The 22,082-nt window shown below is 36.2% G+C and carries 26 protein-coding genes; 1 reads left to right on the top strand and 25 read right to left on the bottom strand.

Annotation, left to right across the window (positions count from 1 at the left end; translation table 11 throughout):
• Positions 1-60 precede the first annotated feature (60 nt).
• The 5 genes from X953_RS10070 to X953_RS10050 form a co-directional block, all read right to left on the bottom strand.
• Positions 61-591 (bottom strand): spore maturation protein, encoded by a 531-nt coding sequence (locus X953_RS10070; protein ID WP_040955448.1) that lies wholly within the window; start codon positions 589-591, stop codon positions 61-63.
• Positions 592-669: 78 nt separating this feature from the next.
• Positions 670-1,251 (bottom strand): nucleoside recognition domain-containing protein, encoded by a 582-nt coding sequence (locus X953_RS10065; RefSeq protein WP_040955447.1) that lies wholly within the window; start codon positions 1,249-1,251, stop codon positions 670-672.
• Positions 1,245-2,342: a D-alanyl-D-alanine carboxypeptidase family protein gene (locus X953_RS10060; RefSeq protein WP_040955446.1), complete on the bottom strand. Its 1,098-nt coding sequence runs from the start codon at positions 2,340-2,342 to the stop codon at positions 1,245-1,247. Before X953_RS10060 ends, X953_RS10065 begins: the two co-directional genes overlap by 7 nt.
• Before the next feature lie 292 nt (positions 2,343-2,634).
• Entirely contained in the window at positions 2,635-3,219 is a 585-nt protein-coding gene (scpB, locus tag X953_RS10055; protein ID WP_040955445.1) for an SMC-Scp complex subunit ScpB, read from the bottom strand.
• 2 nt (positions 3,220-3,221) lie between these two features.
• Positions 3,222-3,959, bottom strand: a complete 738-nt coding sequence (locus X953_RS10050; protein ID WP_040955444.1) for a segregation/condensation protein A — start codon at positions 3,957-3,959, stop codon at positions 3,222-3,224.
• Between the two features lie 145 nt (positions 3,960-4,104).
• Here X953_RS10050 and X953_RS10045 point away from each other — a divergent pair, with 145 nt between their 5' ends.
• Positions 4,105-4,194, top strand: a complete 90-nt coding sequence (locus X953_RS10045; protein ID WP_019378330.1) for a YjcZ family sporulation protein — start codon at positions 4,105-4,107, stop codon at positions 4,192-4,194.
• A 154-nt stretch (positions 4,195-4,348) separates the two neighbouring features.
• Here the strand turns inward: X953_RS10045 and X953_RS10040 are convergent, their stop codons facing one another.
• From X953_RS10040 to X953_RS09940, 20 genes are all read right to left on the bottom strand, one after another.
• Positions 4,349-4,720, bottom strand: coding sequence for a GNAT family N-acetyltransferase (locus X953_RS10040; RefSeq protein WP_040955443.1), 372 nt, complete (start codon positions 4,718-4,720; stop codon positions 4,349-4,351).
• A 219-nt stretch (positions 4,721-4,939) separates the two neighbouring features.
• A complete protein-coding gene (locus X953_RS10035; protein ID WP_040955442.1) occupies positions 4,940-5,392 on the bottom strand; it encodes a M50 family metallopeptidase in 453 nt (150 codons plus the stop codon).
• A gap of 21 nt (positions 5,393-5,413) precedes the next feature.
• Entirely contained in the window at positions 5,414-5,851 is a 438-nt protein-coding gene (locus X953_RS10030) for a peptidylprolyl isomerase (protein ID WP_040955441.1), read from the bottom strand.
• Between the two features lie 77 nt (positions 5,852-5,928).
• Complete coding sequence (gene lysA / locus X953_RS10025) at positions 5,929-7,236, bottom strand: diaminopimelate decarboxylase (protein WP_040955440.1); 1,308 nt, start codon at positions 7,234-7,236, stop codon at positions 5,929-5,931.
• A gap of 86 nt (positions 7,237-7,322) precedes the next feature.
• Complete coding sequence (locus X953_RS10020) at positions 7,323-8,804, bottom strand: spore germination protein (protein WP_040955439.1); 1,482 nt, start codon at positions 8,802-8,804, stop codon at positions 7,323-7,325.
• Positions 8,805-8,828: 24 nt separating this feature from the next.
• Positions 8,829-9,257 carry a stage V sporulation protein AB gene (locus tag X953_RS10015; RefSeq protein ID WP_040955438.1) on the bottom strand — a complete coding sequence of 143 codons (429 nt, stop codon included), beginning with the start codon at positions 9,255-9,257 and terminating at the stop codon, positions 8,829-8,831.
• Positions 9,235-9,852 (bottom strand): stage V sporulation protein AA, encoded by a 618-nt coding sequence (locus X953_RS10010; protein WP_084715669.1) that lies wholly within the window; start codon positions 9,850-9,852, stop codon positions 9,235-9,237. Before X953_RS10010 ends, X953_RS10015 begins: the two co-directional genes overlap by 23 nt.
• Positions 9,853-10,389: 537 nt before the next feature.
• Complete coding sequence (gene sigF, locus X953_RS10005; RefSeq protein ID WP_040955437.1) at positions 10,390-11,142, bottom strand: RNA polymerase sporulation sigma factor SigF; 753 nt, start codon at positions 11,140-11,142, stop codon at positions 10,390-10,392.
• An 8-nt stretch (positions 11,143-11,150) separates the two neighbouring features.
• Positions 11,151-11,591: an anti-sigma F factor gene (gene spoIIAB / locus X953_RS10000; protein ID WP_040955436.1), complete on the bottom strand. Its 441-nt coding sequence runs from the start codon at positions 11,589-11,591 to the stop codon at positions 11,151-11,153.
• Positions 11,588-11,941, bottom strand: coding sequence for an anti-sigma F factor antagonist (gene spoIIAA, locus X953_RS09995; protein ID WP_040955435.1), 354 nt, complete (start codon positions 11,939-11,941; stop codon positions 11,588-11,590). Before spoIIAA ends, spoIIAB begins: the two co-directional genes overlap by 4 nt.
• A gap of 105 nt (positions 11,942-12,046) precedes the next feature.
• The gene (locus X953_RS09990) at positions 12,047-13,228 is read right to left on the bottom strand and encodes a D-alanyl-D-alanine carboxypeptidase family protein (RefSeq protein ID WP_040955434.1); all 1,182 of its coding nucleotides are present in this window, start codon (positions 13,226-13,228) and stop codon (positions 12,047-12,049) included.
• 809 nt (positions 13,229-14,037) lie between these two features.
• Positions 14,038-15,342, bottom strand: a complete 1,305-nt coding sequence (locus X953_RS09980; protein WP_040955432.1) for a pyrimidine-nucleoside phosphorylase — start codon at positions 15,340-15,342, stop codon at positions 14,038-14,040.
• 21 nt (positions 15,343-15,363) lie between these two features.
• Positions 15,364-16,182 (bottom strand): purine-nucleoside phosphorylase, encoded by an 819-nt coding sequence (locus X953_RS09975; protein WP_040955431.1) that lies wholly within the window; start codon positions 16,180-16,182, stop codon positions 15,364-15,366.
• Positions 16,182-17,372: a phosphopentomutase gene (deoB, locus tag X953_RS09970; RefSeq protein WP_040955430.1), complete on the bottom strand. Its 1,191-nt coding sequence runs from the start codon at positions 17,370-17,372 to the stop codon at positions 16,182-16,184. Before deoB ends, X953_RS09975 begins: the two co-directional genes overlap by 1 nt.
• A gap of 115 nt (positions 17,373-17,487) precedes the next feature.
• The gene (gene xerD, locus X953_RS09965) at positions 17,488-18,381 is read right to left on the bottom strand and encodes a site-specific tyrosine recombinase XerD (RefSeq protein ID WP_040955429.1); all 894 of its coding nucleotides are present in this window, start codon (positions 18,379-18,381) and stop codon (positions 17,488-17,490) included.
• 3 nt (positions 18,382-18,384) lie between these two features.
• Positions 18,385-18,591: a YqzK family protein gene (locus tag X953_RS09960; RefSeq protein WP_040955428.1), complete on the bottom strand. Its 207-nt coding sequence runs from the start codon at positions 18,589-18,591 to the stop codon at positions 18,385-18,387.
• A 237-nt stretch (positions 18,592-18,828) separates the two neighbouring features.
• Positions 18,829-19,281 (bottom strand): Fur family transcriptional regulator, encoded by a 453-nt coding sequence (locus tag X953_RS09955; protein ID WP_019378313.1) that lies wholly within the window; start codon positions 19,279-19,281, stop codon positions 18,829-18,831.
• A gap of 108 nt (positions 19,282-19,389) precedes the next feature.
• Positions 19,390-20,028 carry a stage II sporulation protein M gene (gene spoIIM / locus X953_RS09950; RefSeq protein WP_040955427.1) on the bottom strand — a complete coding sequence of 213 codons (639 nt, stop codon included), beginning with the start codon at positions 20,026-20,028 and terminating at the stop codon, positions 19,390-19,392.
• 322 nt (positions 20,029-20,350) lie between these two features.
• Positions 20,351-21,520: an endonuclease Q family protein gene (locus X953_RS09945; RefSeq protein WP_040955426.1), complete on the bottom strand. Its 1,170-nt coding sequence runs from the start codon at positions 21,518-21,520 to the stop codon at positions 20,351-20,353.
• Positions 21,520-22,065 carry an NUDIX hydrolase gene (locus X953_RS09940; protein ID WP_040957074.1) on the bottom strand — a complete coding sequence of 182 codons (546 nt, stop codon included), beginning with the start codon at positions 22,063-22,065 and terminating at the stop codon, positions 21,520-21,522. The genes X953_RS09945 and X953_RS09940 overlap by 1 nt, the downstream gene beginning before the upstream one ends.
• Between the last annotated feature and the right edge of the window lie 17 nt (positions 22,066-22,082).

Here is a 22,082-nt window from a genome sequence, read left to right as displayed (position 1 = left end):
CACAAAATTTTCTTACACAATAATAGCGTTAACTTTATGTTAACGCTACTAAGTCATTCATTATCCAAACACTAGTTTTACTACAATCACTGATGCTATTATACCAAGAAGATCTGCCAATAGTCCAACTTTTAAAGCGTACCCCATTTTTCGAATACCGACAGCTCCAAAGTATACTGTTAAAATGTATAATGTCGTATCCGTACTTCCTTGCATCGTGGAAGCAAGTCTGCCAATAAATGAATCAGGACCATGCGTGCTAATTAGCTCTGTAGTCATTCCCAAAGCAGCTGTCCCTGATATAGGTCTGACAATTGCCAAGGGAATAATATCAGGTGGAACGCCCATATAGGAGAGAACTGGTGCTAGTAAGCCAATAAAGGCTTCCAATACCCCGGAGCTTCTTAAAATTGAAATAGAGACAATCATACCTACTAAAAAAGGAAGTAAGGAAAATGCCATCTTGACACCATCCTTTCCTCCTTCTACAAATGATTCATAAGCTGGAACCCTTTTCAGCGTAGCGGTTAACAAAACCAGAAGTAAAAAGCACGGTATAAGCCATGTGCTTATAGAGGTTATTATCTGCATCATTTATCCTCCTGCGTTTAATATAAACTATTTTCACTATTTTAAATGATAATTAAAAAAACACAGCCTAAAGCAAGGTTATTTTTTGTTTTCTCTATAGGCGAAAAAACGATCAATTAGTATAGCTCCCGTGGAAGAGATGACGGTGGCAATTATTGTTGTACCAACTATTTCTGTTGGTGATACAGAATCATATTGCATTCGTATAGCTATGACAGTTGTTGGTATTATGGTGAGACTTGATGTGTTTAATGCTAGAAATGTTGTCATTGAACGGGAGGCAGTTTCGCTACCGCTTAGTTGCTTCATTTGTTCCATCGCTTTTATACCCAAGGGTGTCGCTGCATTTCCTAACCCAAACATATTTGCAGTAAAGTTACTTAAAATATACCCCATCGCAGGATGATCCTTTGGGATTTCCGGAAATAAACGAGTTACGAATGGGCGAAATATTTTAGCCAAGAATTTTAGTATCCCAGCTTCCTCTGCTACTTTCATAATCCCGAGCCAAAACACAAGGACACTAATGAGCCCAATCGATAGTGTTACTGCCTCCTGAGCACTTTCAAATAGGGCTTTATTAACCTCTTCCATTGTTCCATTAAACATTGCATAAACAATGCCTATTATCGCCATAAAAGCCCAAATTATATTTACCATAACGAATTCATACCCATAACTTTTTCTATCATGAGTTTTAGATCTGCGGCTAATTCCCTACGATTAGGATTTTTATATACAGCAGCTTGCAGTATAGGTTGGTTATTAAGGTAAAATACCGACTTACCTATAGGTTGATTAGGTGATTGTTTGGCTTTAGCAAGCAACACGTTTTTCTGGACTACCTCGTTGGTTTCATCTTCAGTAAGTGGGTATTCTAAATCATCCCGTATATAACCTGAAGATAGATCATTTATGTCATCAAGCTTATATAATTTTTCTCCTTTTTTTTCTAATGTCTTCATTTTGTAATTTTTAAAGCCCCATTCGAATAATTGAATATGATCATTCCAATCGTCTGGAGCATCTAAAGTAACGGCAATTAACTCCAACCCATCTTTTTCAGCAGTTGTGACAAGTGTTCTGCCCGTTTTTTTGGTATACCCTGTTTTGCCCCCTGTACAATATTCGTAATACTGTGTAAGTAACTTATTTTTATTACGCCAGCTGTAGGTTCTCGAATCAGATAAGTAAGTCTCTTCTCCACTAATTGCTCTAAATTTTTTATTCCCCATAGCATATTTTGTAAGTAATGCCATATCGTAGGCTGAAGAATAATGCTCTTTTGCATCGAGACCGTGTGGATTCATAAAATTAGAGTCATTCATCCCTAACCATTTAGCCTTCTCATTCATCAAAAAAGTAAATCCTTCCTCACTACCACCTACGTACTCACTAATGGCCACCGCTGCATCGTTACCAGAGCGAAGCATCAAGCCATATAAAAGGTCTTCCAAAGTCATTTTTTCCCCTTGCTCTAAATAAATTGACGACCCTTCTGTATAGACTGCTTTACGGCTTGCAGTTACTTTCTTGTCCAATTTTCCAGATTCAATTGCTATAATTGCAGTCATTATTTTTGTAATACTAGCAATGGATTGTCTTTCGTATGCATTCTTTTCAAACAAAACTCTTCCTGTAGAAGCTTCCATTAATATAGCATTATTAGCTGATACTGCAGGCGATGCTTGTCCAACCGTAGGGAAGGCAATAATAGACAGAATAATAATCGTAAGTATGATATATCGCATAATAGTTCTCCTCCACTGTAATAGTGTCTTTATATATTATGCTTGTATCTATCCAGTATGATTAGTTTTTTATTCTGAGCTCGCCCAATATATGAAGATACTTTTTACTAGTCACTGATTACTAAAACTTAGTGAATAGTCTAGCAAAAAACAAAAAAAGTTGATGTTAAGTCAACTTTTCAGATAATGAATTATAACTAGTTATGTACTTTGCTTGTATGAAGTTACGCTCACAAGTAATTATAGTTCTAACAACCATAATCACTTATCAGCATAGGTCTGGGCTTTTATTTCATTCACTTAACTTTTCATTAAATTGTTTAAAGAAAAGATCTGCATCCTCTTCTACATTGACTGAGTCTGAGGCCTCTGGAAGTGGGGGTAGATCTTCTAAAGAAGTTAATCCAAAGAATGTTAAAAACTCTTTGGTTGTTGCAAAAAGCACTGGTCGACCAATCCCTTCTCTCCTCCCTACCTCCTCAATTAACATACGAGCAATCAATGTTTGTACTGGACGATCACTTTTAACCCCTCTTATATCCTCAATCTCTGTTCTCGTAATCGGTTGCCGATATGCAATGATGGCAAGTGTTTCCAAAGCTGCCTGAGAAAGTTTCGTAAGCATTGGAGTTTCCAGCATCTTTTTGTAATAAGAGCTATGCTCTGGTTTAGTTGTCATATAGTACTGGTGATTTGATTTCAAAATAGATACTCCTCTATGTTCACTTTCGTAATCAAAACGCAATTCTTCCAATAAGTGAACAACATAATCCTCTGACACCTCCAATATTCTTGAAATTTGCTTGCATGTAATTCCTTCGTCCCCACTTGCGAAAAGGAGACCTTCTAATATAGCTTTGTGTTCCGTTGTTTCCACGTTTATTCCTCCATATGATAAACATATAAAGCTTCAAAATGTTTCTCTTGATCACAATAAATTTTATTATCTTTCATTAGTTCCAGTAATGCCATAAAGGTAACTACAATCGCGCTTTTTGATGGAACGTTAAATAATTCATAAAATAACAGGCCCTTTTTAGATCTGCTGACTTGTTTAAATATCTCGTCCATTCGCTTTTCTATCGATATTTCGGCCTTACTTATTCTAGTCTCAAGTGGTTCTTTCCACTTCTTTCTTTCCATCATTTTTCCAAGGGCGTGCAACATATCATACACAGAAATACTTCCTCTAGTCAAGGTTGGTGGTTCATTTAATAAATCTTCAAATGAAGATGGCGGTCGTGTGTGTACCTGATTTAATTCTTCTTCCCTCTCTCTCAGTTTTTCTGCAGCCTCTTTGTACTTTCTATACTCTATAAGTCGCTCCATAAGTTCAGCCCTTGGGTCTTCCATATACTCATCGGTTTCTTCTATTATTTCAGGCTTTGGCAAGAGCATTTCGCTTTTAATAGCCACCAATGTTGCAGCCATTACCAAGTATTCACTTGCAACGTTCAATTCAAGTCGTTGCATTGTATGTATATAGTTCATATATTGTTCAGTGATAACTGCAACTGGAATATCATATATATCTATCTCATATTGGTTAATTAAATGTAACAGTAAATCAAGTGGCCCCTCGAACTTATCGAGTTTCACCTCATAAGCCTGATTCATATAAGAAAACATCCTTTCTAATTTTTTATTGCACGAGTTGGCATAAACGCCTATACAAACAACAGGGTACCTACATAATTTACTAATGTAAGATAAATAGTAACACAAATTATTTGTCTTAAGAAGAAAAAGGAGGAATACTATTATGAGTAATAGTTATGGATATGGCGGCGGTTTTGCGCTAATTGTGGTTCTATTTATTCTGTTAATTATCGTTGGGGCAGCTTGGTTCTAAAACCATACTGAATAACAATTGCGTAAAATAAAAATAAAAAGCCAGCCCTTCATATAGGAGGGCTGGCTTTTATTTGCTTAGTTGTTAACTATAAAATCTAACCTTTGAATTATTTATATTACTGGATTAGCCATGTCCAGCTCCAGCATTTTATTTAATCATTCTGGTCATCTAATTCGTCACATTTTGTATAGAACTGTTGTACTTCTTCGCTTGCACATACAGCATATTTCTCTTGATATAGATTATTCACTTCAGTAACCATTTTTCTACCTATTCCATGATTTCGGTGAGATGGATTGACAGATACGTGTTGAATAACAGCATTAATATCATCTTCAATCTTTAAACCTACAGCACCCAATATATCATCTTCTTCTTTCCATAAAAAAAGATGCCAATCTGGATTTGTTTCATATTCTTTTATCGTCTGCTGTAATTTTTTCACGTCTTTTTTTTCCTCAGGCATAAAAGATAATAAACCCATGGCAATTTTTTCTAAGTTCTTCTTATAGCGAATTAACATAGATACCCCTCATTAACAAAATAACTTAAATAACAGGTTATCCTGTTGTTTATTAAAATTATACTAACATATGAATAAGTAAAATTGATTCGTATCTTTTTGCTTGTTATTATATATATTTATACATTATTATTATAATTTGTCAACTATTGCATAGATATTATTACTAAGGATGAACAAAAACACATAAAATAATACCTTTTCCAACTATATGTATGTCTAAAATCTTTTGCTAATCTCCTTAAAGATGGTATAACCATCCGTTTGCTTCTCCTTTATCTTAAAAGGAATTAAATTTACAACTGCAAGCCAAATATTAAATAAAAGAAATAGAGAAATATAATCATTCGGTATCCAATCATAAAGTAAATAAAAAACAAATGCTACAATAGCGTTCATAATTGGACCCGCTAAGCTGATCCATATAACCTCTCTTAATTTATATGGATGTTCCTTTTCGTGCTCAACCACACCGCCTAAAAAGTAAAGGCTATAGATGGAGAGCTGAAAACTTTTCTGCGAAAGACCCCACAGTTTTTTTCCAGCTCCGATTGAAACTTCCACCTTTTGTGCTTTTAACACGATAGCCATCAACGCATGACCAAGTTCATGTATTACAATACTAACTGGTGCTGCAATTAATATCAGATAAAATAGTAAAGGTATACTCATTCCATTTTATCCTCATGCATACTACTCAGAAAAAACTTTCATTTCTTTCATTTGGTCCCCATTCTTCATTGCTTTGGCATGCTCAATACCTGAAGTTACTTTACCAAATACAGTGTGAACACCATTGAGATGTGGCTGAGCTTCATGCACAATAAAGAATTGGCAGCTACCTGTATCTTTACCTGCATGGGCCATAGATAAGGAACCTTCTACATGCTTATGTGGATTTCCTTCTGTTTCACATTTTATCGTGTACCCAGCAGAGCCAGTCCCATTTCCAACCGGACAACCACCCTGGCTAACAAATCCATCAATTACTCTATGGAAAGTTAATCCATCATAAAAGTTATCGTTAGCAAGTTTTTCAAAGTTCGCAACTGTGTTTGGTGCTTCATTTGGATATAATTCAAATTCAATTTTGTTACCATTTTCCATTAAGATATAACCATGTTTAGACATAGGTCACAACCCCTTTACTATTTATCAACCAGTGTTATTTTACCACTTAATTTATTTTATGAAAAGAATTGCTTACATTAAACGTAATGTAAATCGTTTTTTGTAACATCTGTATAGCTTTCTCGACGTACAACTAATTTTTCAATTCCATCCTCTACAAACACTACCGCTGCCTTTGGCAAACGATTATAATGATTAGCCATGGAATAGCCGTAAGCACCTGTAGAAAATACGGCAAGCACGTCACCATTATTAACTTCTGGAACAGGCAAGTCCCAGATTAGCATATCACCGGATTCACAACATTTACCAGCAACGGAGACGTCCTTCACAGGAGGATGTGAAGCTTTATTCGCAATAACTCCTTCATATTTAGCCTGGTACAACGCTGGACGCAGATTATCCGTCATTCCGCCGTTAATTGATATATAATCTCTCATACCCGGAATATTCTTCTGAGATCCTATTGTATACAGGGTGATTCCTGCATTTCCTACTATAGCTCTTCCGGGCTCAAGCCAAATTTCAGGCACAGGTATTCCCATTCTAGTGGAGTGTTCACGGACCGCTTTGACTAATTCCTCTACATAGAATTCATAAGGAATAGGGTGATCGTTTTTCGTATATCTAATACCAAAGCCGCCCCCCAAATTCAATACTTCTGGGGTATAACCATGTTTTTCTTTCCAAGTATTTAACTCCTGAAATAAAAGCTCTACAGCAATTAAAAAGCGATCAGTTTCAAAAATTTGTGACCCGATATGGCAATGCAATCCCCTAAAATGGATCCTAGGGTGTTCATGTAATAAACAGAAGGCTTTTTCAGCTTGTCCATTATTTAAATTAAAGCCAAATTTGGAATCCTCATTTCCAGTCATAATATATTGATGTGTTTTTGATTCAATACCCGGTGTTACCCGAAGAAGTACATCCATTCGTTTATCATGCTTTTCGAGTAATGTTTCCAGTAATTGGATTTCATTAAAATTATCTATAACAATACAACCAATGCTATTTTCAATAGCCATTGTAAGTTCTTCTTCACTTTTATTATTGCCATGCATATGGATTTTTTCTGTAGGGAAATCAGCCTGAATTGCAGTATATAATTCACCTTCCGAGACAACATCCAAGCATAGGTTTTCCTGTTTTATTACTTGAAGCATCGCAATAGATGAAAAAGCTTTGCTCGCATATGCTACTTTAGCGTTTACATTCATGTTTTTAAATGTTTGAACAAAAGCTCTGCAATTGTCACGGATTAATTTAACATCATAGACATATAAAGGTGTTCCATATTTTTGTGCTAAATAAGTAGTATCTATTCCACCAACTTCTAAATGACCTAGTTCATTTACTTTAAAGGGATGATTATCAATAATCATGCTTTAGTTCCTCCGTTCCCCAATACCTAAATATAATTACAAACTTTATCATAATAATGAAAAATTTAAAAGAGCTAACATTGGCTTTAGCTCTTTTTCACTGGTTGACTGTAGTTGTTTTTCGGATGCACAATACTTGGTCTGCTATTACTATAAGGTTTTGGGACCCGAAAAATAATTTGTAGCATAGCTTTTGGATTAAATGGAATAAACGGCCATAAATAAGGAGTTTTTATGGAGCGTAAATGGATTAAAAAGAGCAGGTGTGCCAATACACCGATAGTTAATCCGTATATCCCAAAAAAGCCGACAGCCAGTACTAACCCTAAGTTAATCAATTTATTTGCTACACTTAATTCATAACTTGGTGTAACATACGAACCTATTGCACTTACTGAAATATACAAAATTACTTCAGGACCAAACATCCCCACATCAATGGCAATTTGACCAATCAAAACAGCAGCTATCAAACCCATTGCTGTTGCTAGAGGTGTAGGAGTGTGAATTGCTGCCATTCGAAGAAATTCCAATCCGATTATGCCTAATATGATTTGATAAGTGATAGGGATATTCCCCTCTTCATTAGGTCCGATGAAAGCTAGTTCTTTCGGTAAAAAAGTAGGTTCAATCACAAATAACAACCAGAGGGGCAAAAGATATAAAGAGACTATAACAGCAATAAACCGAATGAGGCGAATAAAGGTTCCTGTAAGAGGTGCTTCTCTATACTCCTCTGCGTGCTGCATATGGTGAAAAAAAGTGGTTGGCAAAATAATGGCACTTGGAGAGGTATCTACAAAAATAATTACATGTCCTTCTAACAAATGCGTAGCCGCTACGTCTGGTCTTTCTGTATACCTCACCAAAGGGTAAGGACTCCATTTTCTATCAATAATAAATTCTTCCAATGTTTTGTCGGCCATGGTGATCCCGTCAACTTCAATTTTTTCAATTTTACTTTTTATAGCCTTTATTAATCCTTCATCAGCTACGTCTTGTAAATAAGTAATACATACATCTGTCTTGGAACGTTCTCCTACTTTCAACATCTCATTACGTAACCGAGCGTCCCGAATTCTTCTTCTCGTAAGGGCTGTGCTTTCTACAATATTTTCCGTATATCCATCACGAGATCCACGAATTACTCTTTCTGTATCCGGTTCTTCTGGGGTTCTCCCAGGATAATTACGTACATCAATGACAAAGGCGTACTTCTCACCATCAACAAAAACGATAATTAACCCTGAGAGCAAATTATCTACAACTTCATCCATCGTTTCTACTTCTACTACCTGTTGATGCACTAAACGATTATTGATAATTTCTTTTAACTTCTTTGAATTAGCTTCATTATCGTTTATTTGAATAAGCGTTTCTAGAATTTCCTGGATAATTAAGGAATCACATAAACCTGTCACATAATATAACTGAACCTTTTTCCTTAACAGGGTTATTTCACGGAATCCCAAATCAAAAGAGACATCCAACCCAATTCTTTTTTTCATATATGTTTGGTTATCCGTTATATTAGATGAGACCGCTATTTTATTATCTCGGCGTTTCATTACCTTCACCCCTAAACCTCATAGTTATTTAACAAAATACAGCCATTGAAATAATGAGCCAGCAATCTTACCAAACACAAAAGCCATCAAAAGGAATAATATATAATCTTCCATTCCAATCCTTTTTGATAACACTGGGAACACATTCAAAACTTCAGTCAAAGCCGCAGCAAGCATGCCATTGAAAATGCCATGGAGTAAACCCCAAATAACTAGCATGATGGTTGGCTGCTCCCAACTAATATTAGCAAAAGAAATAAATGTCCCAAAAATCGAAGCAATCAGTACACATGCACCGTATACCTTTACTAATTTTTTACTTTTTGTCAGTTGTACCATTCGTGGAATAACCCCAAGAACAGTCAGAAATGCCACAAAGCCAGCTCCGACCGCTATCCCCCCAGAAAAGCCAATGAGTGCCTGAAAAAAATTAGCGATTATTTCTTTCATCATCCAACATGTTTTCGTTTTGAATTAGGTAATTATCTAAATCTTGTTGGTAATTATTAATCTCAATTTCCAGGGGGCTTGGTTCCTCATTAAACTTTTTGCTAAACCAATGATTAAAGAACAGTAACATGCCTATACCGAGTCCAATTGAGTATGGAACCTGAATCCATAAAGGATACTCACTTTCTTTACCTGTAAGTAAAAAGTGGAGCTTTTGCTGAACTTCCTGCATGCTGACATCATAATGAAAATTCATGATGGTCATTGCTGTACCTATAAATAAAACCAGCCAAACCATTGCTACCAGAAGAAAGGATAATGTTTTTTTCCTTTCATGGATCCGTATAATACATTGAGCTGGACCTATCACTTGCATTTCCAACTTAGGGAATTTTTGATTTAGATAATCAATAATTAAAAAACTGTCAATTACTACAATATTTTTATCCTTTTTTGTTATGTGATAAATAATGATATTATCTAGTTCTTCTTTGTAAGAAGAATCTGTTGAGATATGTGCTATATTTTTCAAGGTAACTTCCTTATATTTTGGTGGTAGTTCAACACTTTTTTTCATTCTAAGATAAACAATAGACACAGGATCTCTCCTCTAAATGATAATCTATCTGTATTGTTTACCAAAAAAGGAATTATTATTAGGTTCTATTGCAATTATTGGCGATGCAAACGTTATCTCACACAATCATCGTAAGAGGGCATTCCGAACTAAAGTAGACTTATTTCTCTGTTAATGCAAAAAGACTAAATAACACCGCTACGGAAAAATACTGCGCTTTTCGGGGCGGCTGAAGGCATGCCGGTTGCAAAGAAGACACTGCGAGGTAACGATCAGATGCTGCACTTGTACCCGAAGCTGTGCCCCTAACTCAACCCTGCTACAAGTTGAATATTTTCACACTTCCGACACAAGAGCGAAGTGTATTATCCGAAACGGCCATTTACTGTACTAACCAGTTATTTCGGAGTTTATCTATTTTGCGAATCATTGGATAACCCAAATATATATTACAACCTAGTATTAGAGTGGTTTGAAGTACTACATAAATAAGGCAGTAATGGTATAAATACTTTGTGTCACGCAAAAAGACCACCATCAGTATGGTGGTCTTCTTTATTATGTACCGTCTATGTTGACTTTCATATCCTGCAGGATCTTTTTCTCGAGCCTGGAAACTTGGACCTGTGATATCCCCAGTCTTTGGGCAACTTCAGACTGTGTTTGGTCTTTATAGTACCTTAAATAGACAATCAATCTTTCTCGCTCATTTAAACCTCTAATTGCCTCCTGCAGGGTGATTTTTTCAAACCAGTGGGAGTCTTGCTCGGCAATTTGGTCAAGTAAGGTGATAGGGTCCCCGTCATTCTCGTAAACTGTTTCATGAATGGAATGCGGTGACTTTGAAGCCTCCTGTGCATGTACTACCTCTTCAGAAGATATTTCCAGAGCATTTGCTATCTCATTAACAGTAGGAGACCTTCCGAGCTCTTTAGTCAATTCATCTTTTTTCCTTCTAATTTTGTTTCCCATTTCTTTTAAAGAGCGACTAACTTTTAAACTGCCATCATCTCTGATAAATCGTTGGATTTCCCCAATAATCATAGGTACCGCATATGTTGAAAATCGAACATCGTAGGACAAATCAAATTTATCAATTGATTTTATTAAACCAATACTTCCAATTTGAAAAAGATCTTCTTGTTCATAGCCCCTATTCATGAAACGCTGAACAACTGACCAGACAAGACGAACATTTTTTTCTACCAACAAGTCCCTTGCACCCATATCTCCTTGTTGACTTCTGTAAATATATTCTTTTACCTGTTCATCAGTTAGTGTTTTGTTTTCTTTTTTAACGTTTACATTCATAGGCATCCCTACTTACAAACAGTCTTACTGTTTATTAGTTGTTTTGTCATGTGAACGGTTGTTCCTTCACCTGGATTGGAAATAACCTCAACAGTATCCATGAAATTTTCAATGATTGTAAATCCCATTCCAGACCTTTCCAAATCAGGCTTTGAAGTATATAGAGGTTGTCTTGCTTCATCCACGTCTCCTATGCCCACACCGTTATCCTTAATAACTAGTTCTATCTCACCTTCGTGAATGATGCATTTAATGAAAACACGATGATTGGGTTCATTATTGTAACCATGAATTATAGAATTAGTTACAGCTTCAGAAACAACTGTTTTAATTTCCGTTAACTCATCCATGGTAGGATCCAGTTGGGATATAAAAGCACCAACAGTTACCCTTGCAAAAGATTCGTTCTCACTTACACTTGAAAACTCTACTGCCATCTCATTATTCATGAAGCCACCCCCAACGTCTCTAAGGCAAATTGTTCAGTTTCTTCCAGTCTGATAATTTTAAATAACCCCGACATCTCAAATAATCTTCTTATTGGCGGAGAAATGGAACACACCACCATTTCCCCACCTAGTTGGAGTACTTCTTTATACCTGCCTAAGACAACTCCAAGGCCAGAACTATCCATAAAACTTATAGCTTCCAGATTTAAGATCACATGTTTTATCCCATGTTTATAAATTTCTTCTTTCCATTTATCACGAAGTTCTTCTGCTTCGTGATGATCTAACTCACCTGAGAGCCTAACAATCAATACTTCATCTTTCACTTGAAATTCTGCACCAAGACCCATCTTTTTTCCTCCTTACATAACTTCGTATAACTCTCTTTCTATATTTGTTGACTGAAATCCTGCCAAGTGACAAAAGAAGAAGTATTTCAATGAAATTAGAAGATATCAACTAGATTTCGCTAATTTTTGCAATGATCTTTTAAATAAGGTTAAGTAAGATGCCTTTTCTATATCTTTCTTAACTGTAAGTGGTGTCTTAGAGAGCGTTGTGTCTCCATCTTTTACATATAACATTCCTACTTTAGATCCTTTCTTTAAAGGCAAGGTTAATTCAGAGTCTAATTTTATGATGGTTTCGACATTATCTGTCCCTTCGCCTTTTCGGTGAACTGTACTTATGGACTCTGAGGTAATAATTTCAATATTTCTTTTTTCTGCCTTTAAAAGTCTTAATGAAGTTATTTGCTCACCTTTATCAAATATATGCTTTGTTTCATAATGATTAAAAGCATAATCCAACATACCCGATATAGTTGCATTCCTTTCTTTAATCGTCCCTGCACCCATCACAACTGCAATAACCCGCATGTCGTCTTTCTTGGCAGTAGCTGTTAAACAATATTTCGCTTCATTGGTATAACCTGTTTTCAAACCATCTACACCTGGGTAAAATTTTACAAGCTTATTCGTATTAACAAGCCAAAATTCATTTTCTTTTCCTTTTCTCAAGTAATCTTCATAAATGGAGGTATACTTTGTAATTTCTTCATATTTTAATAGTTCCTTCGCTATCATAGCCATATCATAGGCTGTGCTATAGTGATCTTCTGCTGGCAGACCAGTTGTATTTTGAAACCTTGTGTTTTCTAAACCTAATTTTTTTACCTTTTGGTTCATCTTTTTTACGAAAGCTTTTTCACTACCAGCAATTCTTTCTGCTAGAGCAACGCTTGCATCATTACCAGAAGCAACTGCGATACCTTTAAGCAAGTCTTTTACTGTCATTTCTTCGCCTGCCTCCAGGAAAATTTGAGAACCTCCCATCGAAGCAGCACGTTCACTTACTCTAACTTTTTCTTCATACTTTAAGTCACCTTGTTCCAATGCTTCCATAATTAGTAATAATGTCATAATTTTGGTCATACTCGCAGGGGGCAATTTCACGTGTGCCTCCTTATCGTAGAAAACCTGACCTGTATCTCTTTCCAACAAAATTGCAGATTTTGCATTTTCTGCAAGGTTAATTGAATTGGTCTGATCTCCTTCGCTTTCTTCCGCATATACTGTCATTCCAAATAAGCTATACACAATTACCATCATACTAGTTATGAGTAACTTTTTCTTCATCGTACTACCTCCAACTCATGTTATATAAATTTAGGATTCCCAGTAGTAAATATATTTATACTGCTTTATAAGTCGGTTTAACGATGTAAATATCCTCATTTAAATATTATGTGACGTAACAAATATTGTATTATAATACAAACAGAGACTGGCACTTACCTATATAAAGCAACCTTTAAAAAGAAGGTCTACAGAAAATGGTGGGTACAAATGTATCTTGTTCATTCATAGTTGAAGGAAACTGCGACGTAGTGAAAACTTATTTTCCAATTAATATAAAATAGCTAAATAACACCGCTACGGAAAAATACTGCGCTTTCCGGGGGCGGCTGATGAGCCTCCTCATGCTACGCATTCGGGGTCTCACCTATGCCTCATCTCCCCCAGGAGTCTCCGTATTTTCCCTTCGCTACTATTTACTATTATACCTAGGAAGAAAAAATGCGTCTGCATACCCCAGAATATGCTGTGTACGAATTGATTGGAATGGAAGGGGGCGACTCCTGCCGGAATAGCATGAGCTGAAGACCCTGCACGAAGCGTAGCGAAGGAAGCGGCTGAAGCCATGCCGGCGGAAAGCGTCCCCCTGCAGTGGAAATCAATGGGTCCATTCATCTCCTTAAAATGAGATAAACTACTACCAAGATACGTCGCAGTTTATCTATTTTCCGTATCATTGAATAACCGCAACATATATATTAGAATCTAAAAGGATGGGTAGCTCGATCCAAAAGAAAAATCCGAACTATGATTCAATATTAAAAAGAATCAGTTCGGATTTTTTATTACTAGAAGTATTTTTCGCAACCTTAATCTGTATAAACTTCGTAGATTAAGGTTGGTGCTTTGATTTCTGAAGAAGCTATGGTTATATTCTTATATAATAGTTGTTTTACGTCTTCAATGTCCTCTTTGTTGGAATGGATAGTTAGTAAGGTCTCTCCTTTTTCAACTGCATCTCCGATCTTTTTATGCAAAACAATACCAACACCTAGATCAATTTCAGATTCTTTGGTTGCCCTGCCTGCTCCTAGCATCATTGCTGCTGTACCTATTTCATTAGCTATAATTTCGGAAACAGTGCCCGCTTCTCTTGCAGGCAAATCTATCTTATATTCTGCTTGTGGCAAAAGTTCTGGATGATCGGCGACAGAATGATCTCCACCTTGAGATTCAAGGAATTGCTTGAACTTCTCAAATGCTTTGCCGTTTTGTAAATTTGCTTCTAATTTGTTTCTAGCCTCATCAAGAGTTTCCGCCTGTTTAGCTAGTACTACCATTTGACTTCCCAATGTTAAACATAATTCTGTCAAATCATCTGGTCCTTTTCCTTTTAAGGTGTCAATTGCTTCCTTCACTTCCAATGCATTTCCAATGGCATATCCTAAAGGTTGACTCATATCAGAAATAACAGCCATTGTGTTTCTTCCTACCTTATTTCCAATGGATACCATCGCCTTAGCCAATGACTGAGCATCTTCTAGTTCCTTCATGAAAGCACCAGAACCAGTTTTTACATCAAGCACAATCGCATCAGCCCCAGAAGCTATTTTTTTACTCATAATAGAACTTGCTATCAATGGAATGGAGCTAACTGTTGCCGTGACATCTCGTAAGCCATAAATTTTCTTGTCAGCTGGAGTTAAATTGCCTGACTGACCGATAACAGCTACTTTATTTCTGTTTACCAAATTTATAAATTCACCATTTGAGATCTCAACATGGAAACCAGGAACAGACTCCAGTTTATCAATCGTACCTCCTGTATGTCCTAAGCCACGTCCACTCATCTTAGCTACTGGTACACCAACAGAGGCCACCAAAGGTGCAAGTATTAAAGTAGTAGTATCTCCTACCCCGCCTGTAGAATGTTTATCTACTTTTACTCCGTTTATATCGGAAAGGTTAATTTGGTCTCCGGATTCAACCATAGCTAACGTTAAATTCGCCCTCTCTTCTTCCGTCATATCTTGAAAATAGATGGCCATTAAAAGTGCGCTAGTTTGGTAATCTGGAATATCTCCGTTCGTATAACCCTCAATAAAATAGTTAATTTCTTCAGAGGTTAGTTCCTTCCCATCTCTTTTTTTCTCAATAATGTCATACATTCTCATTTTTATCGCCCCTAATAGGTATTATGGTAAAGTACTAATTATCTTTTTAATAAACCTTAAAAAGTCATCACGGACTCGTTGAGTTGTTTCAATCACTTCATCATGCGTTAAAGGTTGATCGAGTATACCTGCTGCCATATTCGAAATACATGAAACACCTAACACACGTAATCCTGCATGTCCTGCTACTGTTACTTCAGGGACAGTAGACATACCTACTGCATCCCCACCCCATGAACGTAACATTCTAATTTCTGCAGGGGTCTCATATGTTGGACCAGTGTTACCTACATAAACGCCTTCTTGTACTTGCAAATCTAATTCTTCGGCACATTCTTTCGCTAAACGTATATAATCTCTGTCGTAAACCTGAGACATATCCGGGAAACGAGGTCCCAATTGCTCTTCATTTTTTCCAATTAAAGGGTTATCTCCCATGTTATTGATATGATCAGTAATTACCATTAGATCCCCAGGTTGGAACTTTTCGTTTATCCCCCCAGCTGCATTCGTAACAATAATAGATTCGATACCAAGTTGCTTCATTACTCTTACAGGGAATGTAACCTGCTGCATAGAGTAACCTTCATAGTAATGAAAACGTCCTTGCATAGCTAGTACGTCTTTACCTTTAAGTTTACCTATAACTAACTGGCCTTTATGTCCTTCCACAGTGGATACAGGAAAACCCGGAATATCTTCATATGGGATATCAATAGCTTCTTCAATTTCTTCAGCTAACACTCCTAGACCTGAACCAAGAATCAGCCCAATTTCAGGCGTAGTATCTAATTTCCCCGAAATATAAGCACTCGCTTCTTTAATTGATGATGGAATCATTAATCCTCTCCCCTTCCTAATTGGTTTAACAAGCTTTCACCGTATGATGGTAGCTTTACGCTAAAATTATCAGAGATTGTTGCACCAATATCAGCAAATGTTTTACTAATTGGCAATTCTTCCCCTTCTTCTATACCTGTATGATAAATAATTAAAGGAACATATTCACGCGTATGATCAGTGCCGTGATGAACTGGGTCATTACCATGGTCAGCAGTAATAATTAGTAAATCATCCTCTTGCAATCTTTCTAACACTTCAGGTAAGCGGGCATCAAACGCCTCGAGAGCTTGGCCATAACCTTCCGGGTCACGGCGATGCCCATATTTGGCATCAAAATCAACTAAGTTTAAAAAGCTGATTCCATTAAAGTCTTTTGACATTGTATCTACAAGTTTAGTCATTCCATCCTCATTATCAGTGGTTCGTATAGCCTCGGTAACACCTTCCCCGTCATAAATGTCGGATATTTTACCAAGTGCAATTACATCGTAGTTTTCATCCTTTAATTCATTCATTACAGTTCTTCCAAACGGTTTTAACGCATAGTCGTGACGATTAGCTGTCCGTTGGAATGAACCAGGATCACCAACAAACGGACGTGCGATTACACGGCCAACCATATATTTTTCATCAAGGGTTAATTCACGCGCCATTTCACATATACGATATTGTTCCTCAATAGGAACGACACCTTCGTGTGCGGCTATTTGCAGCACAGAATCGGCAGAAGTGTAAACAATTAAGGCCCCTGTTTCCATGTGCTCCTGGCCAAGTTCTTCAATAATTTCCGTACCGGAAGCAGGTTTATTTCCAATTATTTTCCGTCCGGATTTTTTTTCTAACTCTTGGATTAACTCATCAGGAAAACCATCAGGAAATGTGCGAAATGGTTGTTCTATATACAAACCCATGATTTCCCAATGACCTGTCATCGTATCCTTACCATTGGAAGCTTCTTGCATTTTTGTATAATAAGCCATTGGTCTTTCTGCCTTTTGGATTCCTTGAATTTCACGAATATTACTTAACCCGAGCTTACCCATATTGGGCATTTTAAGCCCTTTCATATGTGCCGCAATATGTCCTAATGTATCTGCACCTATATCGTTAAATTTGGCTGCATCTGGTGCTTCGCCAATCCCAACAGAATCCATAACAATTAAAAATACACGTTTAAAATTTTTCATATCTATAACCTCCCATAAATTGTATTCCCAATTTCCAGATATAATATGTCCAGTATTCTAAGTCTGCCAGACAAAACAAGAACTTGTAGGATGTCAGACAACTATATTGAAAAATTTATGCCCTAGGATGATAGGCTGTATAGATGTCTTTTAATCTAGTCTTAGTGACATGTGTATAAATTTGAGTAGTTGAGATGTCTACATGGCCCAGCATTTCCTGAACAACTCTTAGATCGGCTCCATTTTCTAATAAGTGTGTCGCAAAGGAATGCCGCAATGTATGTGGTGTAATTTTTTTTTGAATACCAGCCCGACTTGCGTTTGTTTTAAGTATCTTCCAAAAACCTTGTCTAGTTAGAGGCCTGCCATGCTGGTTCAAAAACAACACATTTCCATCCTTATTATTCCTTACTAGTACTGGTCTGCTATTTCGAAGGTAATCTTCAAGGGATTTTATGGCTATATCACCTAATGGGACAATCCTTTCTTTATTGCCCTTTCCAACACACTGAACAAAACCCATAGTTAAATGCAGGTCACTTACTTTTAGACTAATCATCTCGCTAACACGCAGACCTGTTGCGTATAATAACTCAAGCATTGCCTTATTCCTACGTTCCAATGGTTTTTCACCAGAAATTGACAGCAACGACTCTATGTCTTTCTCACTCAGCACATCCGGAAGTTTCCTCTCTTTTCTTGGTGATTCAATATGTAAACTTGCATCTTGCTGTACAAGTTGTTCCCGGATTAAAAACTGATGAAAGGCTCTTATTGATGATGTATACCTTGAGATACTGGCTGCTGATTTACCTGCATCCTTTAACATTTGAAGAAATGCAATAATATCATTGCGGTGAACTGTAGCCCAATCAGATTTTAACTCTATCTTTCCAAGATAGTTGATATATTGATTGAGATCACGTTTATATGAAATTAACGTATTGTCAGACAATCCTCTCTCAATTTGCAGATAATGAAGAAAATCTGAAACAGCATCCTTAAGCATAGTCTATTCTCCTAAACGAAAGAAAATATTCAAACGGTCAATAAACCGATCTTCTGTGTTTGATACCTTTACAGCTGGACCTTCAGGCGGATCATACCGATGAATTTGTTCATACTCGTCGTGCATATAACGTAACCCAAAATAAAATAAAAAAGTGCAGGCAGTAAAAATGATAAAAACTTTTAGTATCTCACCAATAATCTGTTTCATGTCATATCTCCTTATTCAGAATTTAAATCCTACTAAAAGATATGCCAGAAATGGATCATATTATACATATAACTAGTTATTCAGTACACTTTAAATGTAACCTTTTTCTAATGATTTGTAAATTATTATGAAGAAAAGGACTTTAAGAATTTGTATCTTGAAGCAAACCATATGTAAACCTAACTTTATGATATAAATAAAGAAACCTTTTTTCAGCGGAAAAAAGGTTAGTCTATGTTAAGATTTGATGGTTATCTTTTGGCATTGTTTGCACACTCCATGAAAAGTAAGCCTATGATCTTTCACCTGAAACTGCCAATCATTTTCTACGATTTTTTCTACGTCTTTTAATAAATCTTCCACTATTTCCTCAACTGAGCCACATTCTATACATACTAGATGGTGATGAAAATGTTCGGCACCTTCTTTTCGCAGATCATATCGAGAGACGCCATCACCGAAATTTATTTTATCCACGATTTTTAACTCAGATAATAATTCCAGTGTACGGTAAACTGTTGCCAACCCTATTTCAGGTGCCTTTTCTTTTACCAACAAAAAAATATCTTCAGCACTTAAATGGTCCTCTTCACGTTCCAGCAGCACTCTAACAGTTGCTTCTCTCTGTGGCGTAAGTTTATAACTCTGCGCGTGGAGCTGCTTCTTTATATTATCTATTCGATGTTCCATGGCAATTACCTCCCTCGTGTGCCCATCTTCATTATATGCACGAATGAAAAAAGTGTCAAAACAAAATACTACATTGTATTTATAATAATTATAATATAATAATTCATATTAGTAAAATGATTTTATTAGGAGCTCCATTGTTTCATTAGCCACATAAGCTTCCAGTAATGCAGCTACAAAAGAAAATACTAAAAGAAAAGCGAATGTTATTAAATATCTTCCAAAAGGTTGAAATACAGGTTGGGAAATTCTACGCGCAAATAGCTTATTTAACAATTTGAGCGAAAATATCATCGCCAAGCTGCCCGCAGTAATATAGATTGGAATAATTATAATATTTTGAGGTGCAATTGATAAAGCTGCTAATAAGAGCCCATCAAATCCCAGTTGGTTAACAATAAAGCCAATCGAAAATCCCACTACAAGCCCTTTAATAAACAGCAGCACCCAAACAATTGGTAACCCGATAACAGATAAACCCAATACAAATAATAAGAGTAAGTACTTACTGTGATATAAAAAACTGCTTTTTAATATATCTACATTTTTAATATTTTGTTGCCCAGTTATTTGGCCAAAAAAACGCTCTAAATAAAAAAACAATTCCTGCTTTTGAATGAAATTCATACTATTAACCAGGATAGCTCCGAAAACGATTCCGGTAAGAAACAAAATAATCATAAACAGATAAACAGTGGCATTTTCTTTGACATGATCTACTACCATGAGAGATTTATTTTTATACATCGGAATCCTCCATTCAATAAATACACCTATAGTAGAAATCTATGAAGAATTCCGAGGTAAAATACCAAGTTCTCTATCTTTTTCCTATCTTTTCATATTTTGGTTACTGTTTTGATTATAAAGTAACCATTTATATGGCAAAAAGACTCACATACTCTGATTTCTTGTATATTCAACTTTCGCGTCAGCAGTGATTATAAACTGTACCATATGCGCAGACTTGATTTCCACTCGGGATACTAGCACCACCTTTATCACACCATTCTCTAAAAGAAGACTTGCTCTAGCTGGTGTGAAAGGAAAATTGTGTTCTATAGTGCGGCTATTTTGATTTTATACTCCCGTATTTGCCTCCACCTCCTGCTTCTATTTCCAGCTTACCTTTGCGCATCTGAATAATATAGTGTGCAAGCTTTTCAGGAACTATTTTAACTAAATCTTCAAAAGAAACATGGTGAATAATATTCATTTCGGTTTCAAATTGCACTAACAGTTTTTCAAACGTCCTTTTTCCTAGAGCAGGCAGGTATTCTAAAGGTACTTGATATAAATAGGGCGGGCGTTCTCTTTTAGGATTATTTTCTTGTTTTAGTTCCTGAATTCGATCGAATACACCCTTAATAATTTTTTTAGAACCACAAACTGGGCACTCTGTGGTGTCCGGAGGTAATTTTGAAAAGCATTTGTTGCAAACTGTAGTGTGATATTTACCTAGTTGTGGGTTCATACCAAAATTTTTAGTAACTTTTCTTCCCTCTATTTGGTGTAATGCCCAAAAAAATTCTTTAAAGGACGGTTTGTCCATTTTAATTTCTTGATATTCCCTAGCTATTTTTGCTAGAGAGTGTGCATCCGAATTAGTTAGAAATGTATAAGCATGTAACTCTCTTATTTGATCAGCCATTTCCGTATCAGAACTTAAGCCCAACTCAACACCATCAATTAAATCTGGGTCAAGTACTTCCTCCAACGATCTTCTTACTCCTTTACCATATAGACTTTTAAATGGAGTAAATATATGTGCTGGGATAAAGATACCTTCTAGCTCCTTAACTTTATATTGTAATTCCTTAGCAGTTCCGTAATATCTTTGAGAGCTTAACGTAATGTTTTTCATTTTGGTGGACAGCCATTCAGAAAAACGACCAATCTTCTCCAAGGTAGGAAGAAAACAGAGAACATGTATTGGGCCTAAACAATTATCATCATAAACCTCTATTTCTGAACCAAGTAATAAAGTGACTTCTTCAAATTGGATACCACCATCACTCAGTTCATATGCTTTACCTTCATTTATTAAGTTTTTAATTTCCTGTTGTACAGCCGGTGCATGGCTATCAATTACACCAACCATGTCAATCCCCTTATTCCGGCTGGATTCTTTTAATATATTTGTAAGTGTGAGACTTTTGGATCCTGTTATCTTTACCGGCTTTCCATATATATCTCTACCTACGTGAATATGCATATCTGCAAAATAAGTTGTAAGCATTAAAATCTCCCCAACGCATGCAAATATAAAATAGCATAATTTGTTTTGGCATCATGGATACGCTCTTCTTCTACATACTTCTTTGCTTCATCCAAGCTAAGCTCAAGTATTTCCACAAATTCATCTTCATCTCCTGCTGGAGGGTTTTCTATCTTTTTTATTTCATCAGTGATATAGATATACATTAATTCATCTGCAAAACCGGGCGAAGTATAAAATGATGCAACAAGGGAAAGATTATTTGTTGTATATCCTGTTTCTTCCTCCAATTCACGAATGGCAGTGACCTCTGGTTTTTCTCCTTTTTCAAGTTTTCCTGCCGGAAGCTCAATGAGTGATTTTTCCAATGGTTTACGATACTGCTCCACAAAGACTATCTTATTTTCATCGGTAATAGCAATAACTGCTACAGCTCCTGGGTGATTAATAATTTCCCTTTTTGCAGTTTTTCCATTAGGTAAAGTAACGTCATCTACCTTCAAGTGAACAACCTTTCCATCATATATTATCTTGGACCCTATCGTGTTTTCTTCAAATTTATTCATTTCAATCATCCTTTTTA

The sequence above is a fragment of the Virgibacillus sp. SK37 genome (assembly GCF_000725285.1).
In the GTDB taxonomy this organism is placed as follows: Bacteria; Bacillota; Bacilli; order Bacillales; family Amphibacillaceae; genus Virgibacillus_Q.
The sequence above is the reverse complement of the archived record's forward strand: the minus strand, read 5'-3'. Positions and strand labels throughout refer to the sequence as shown.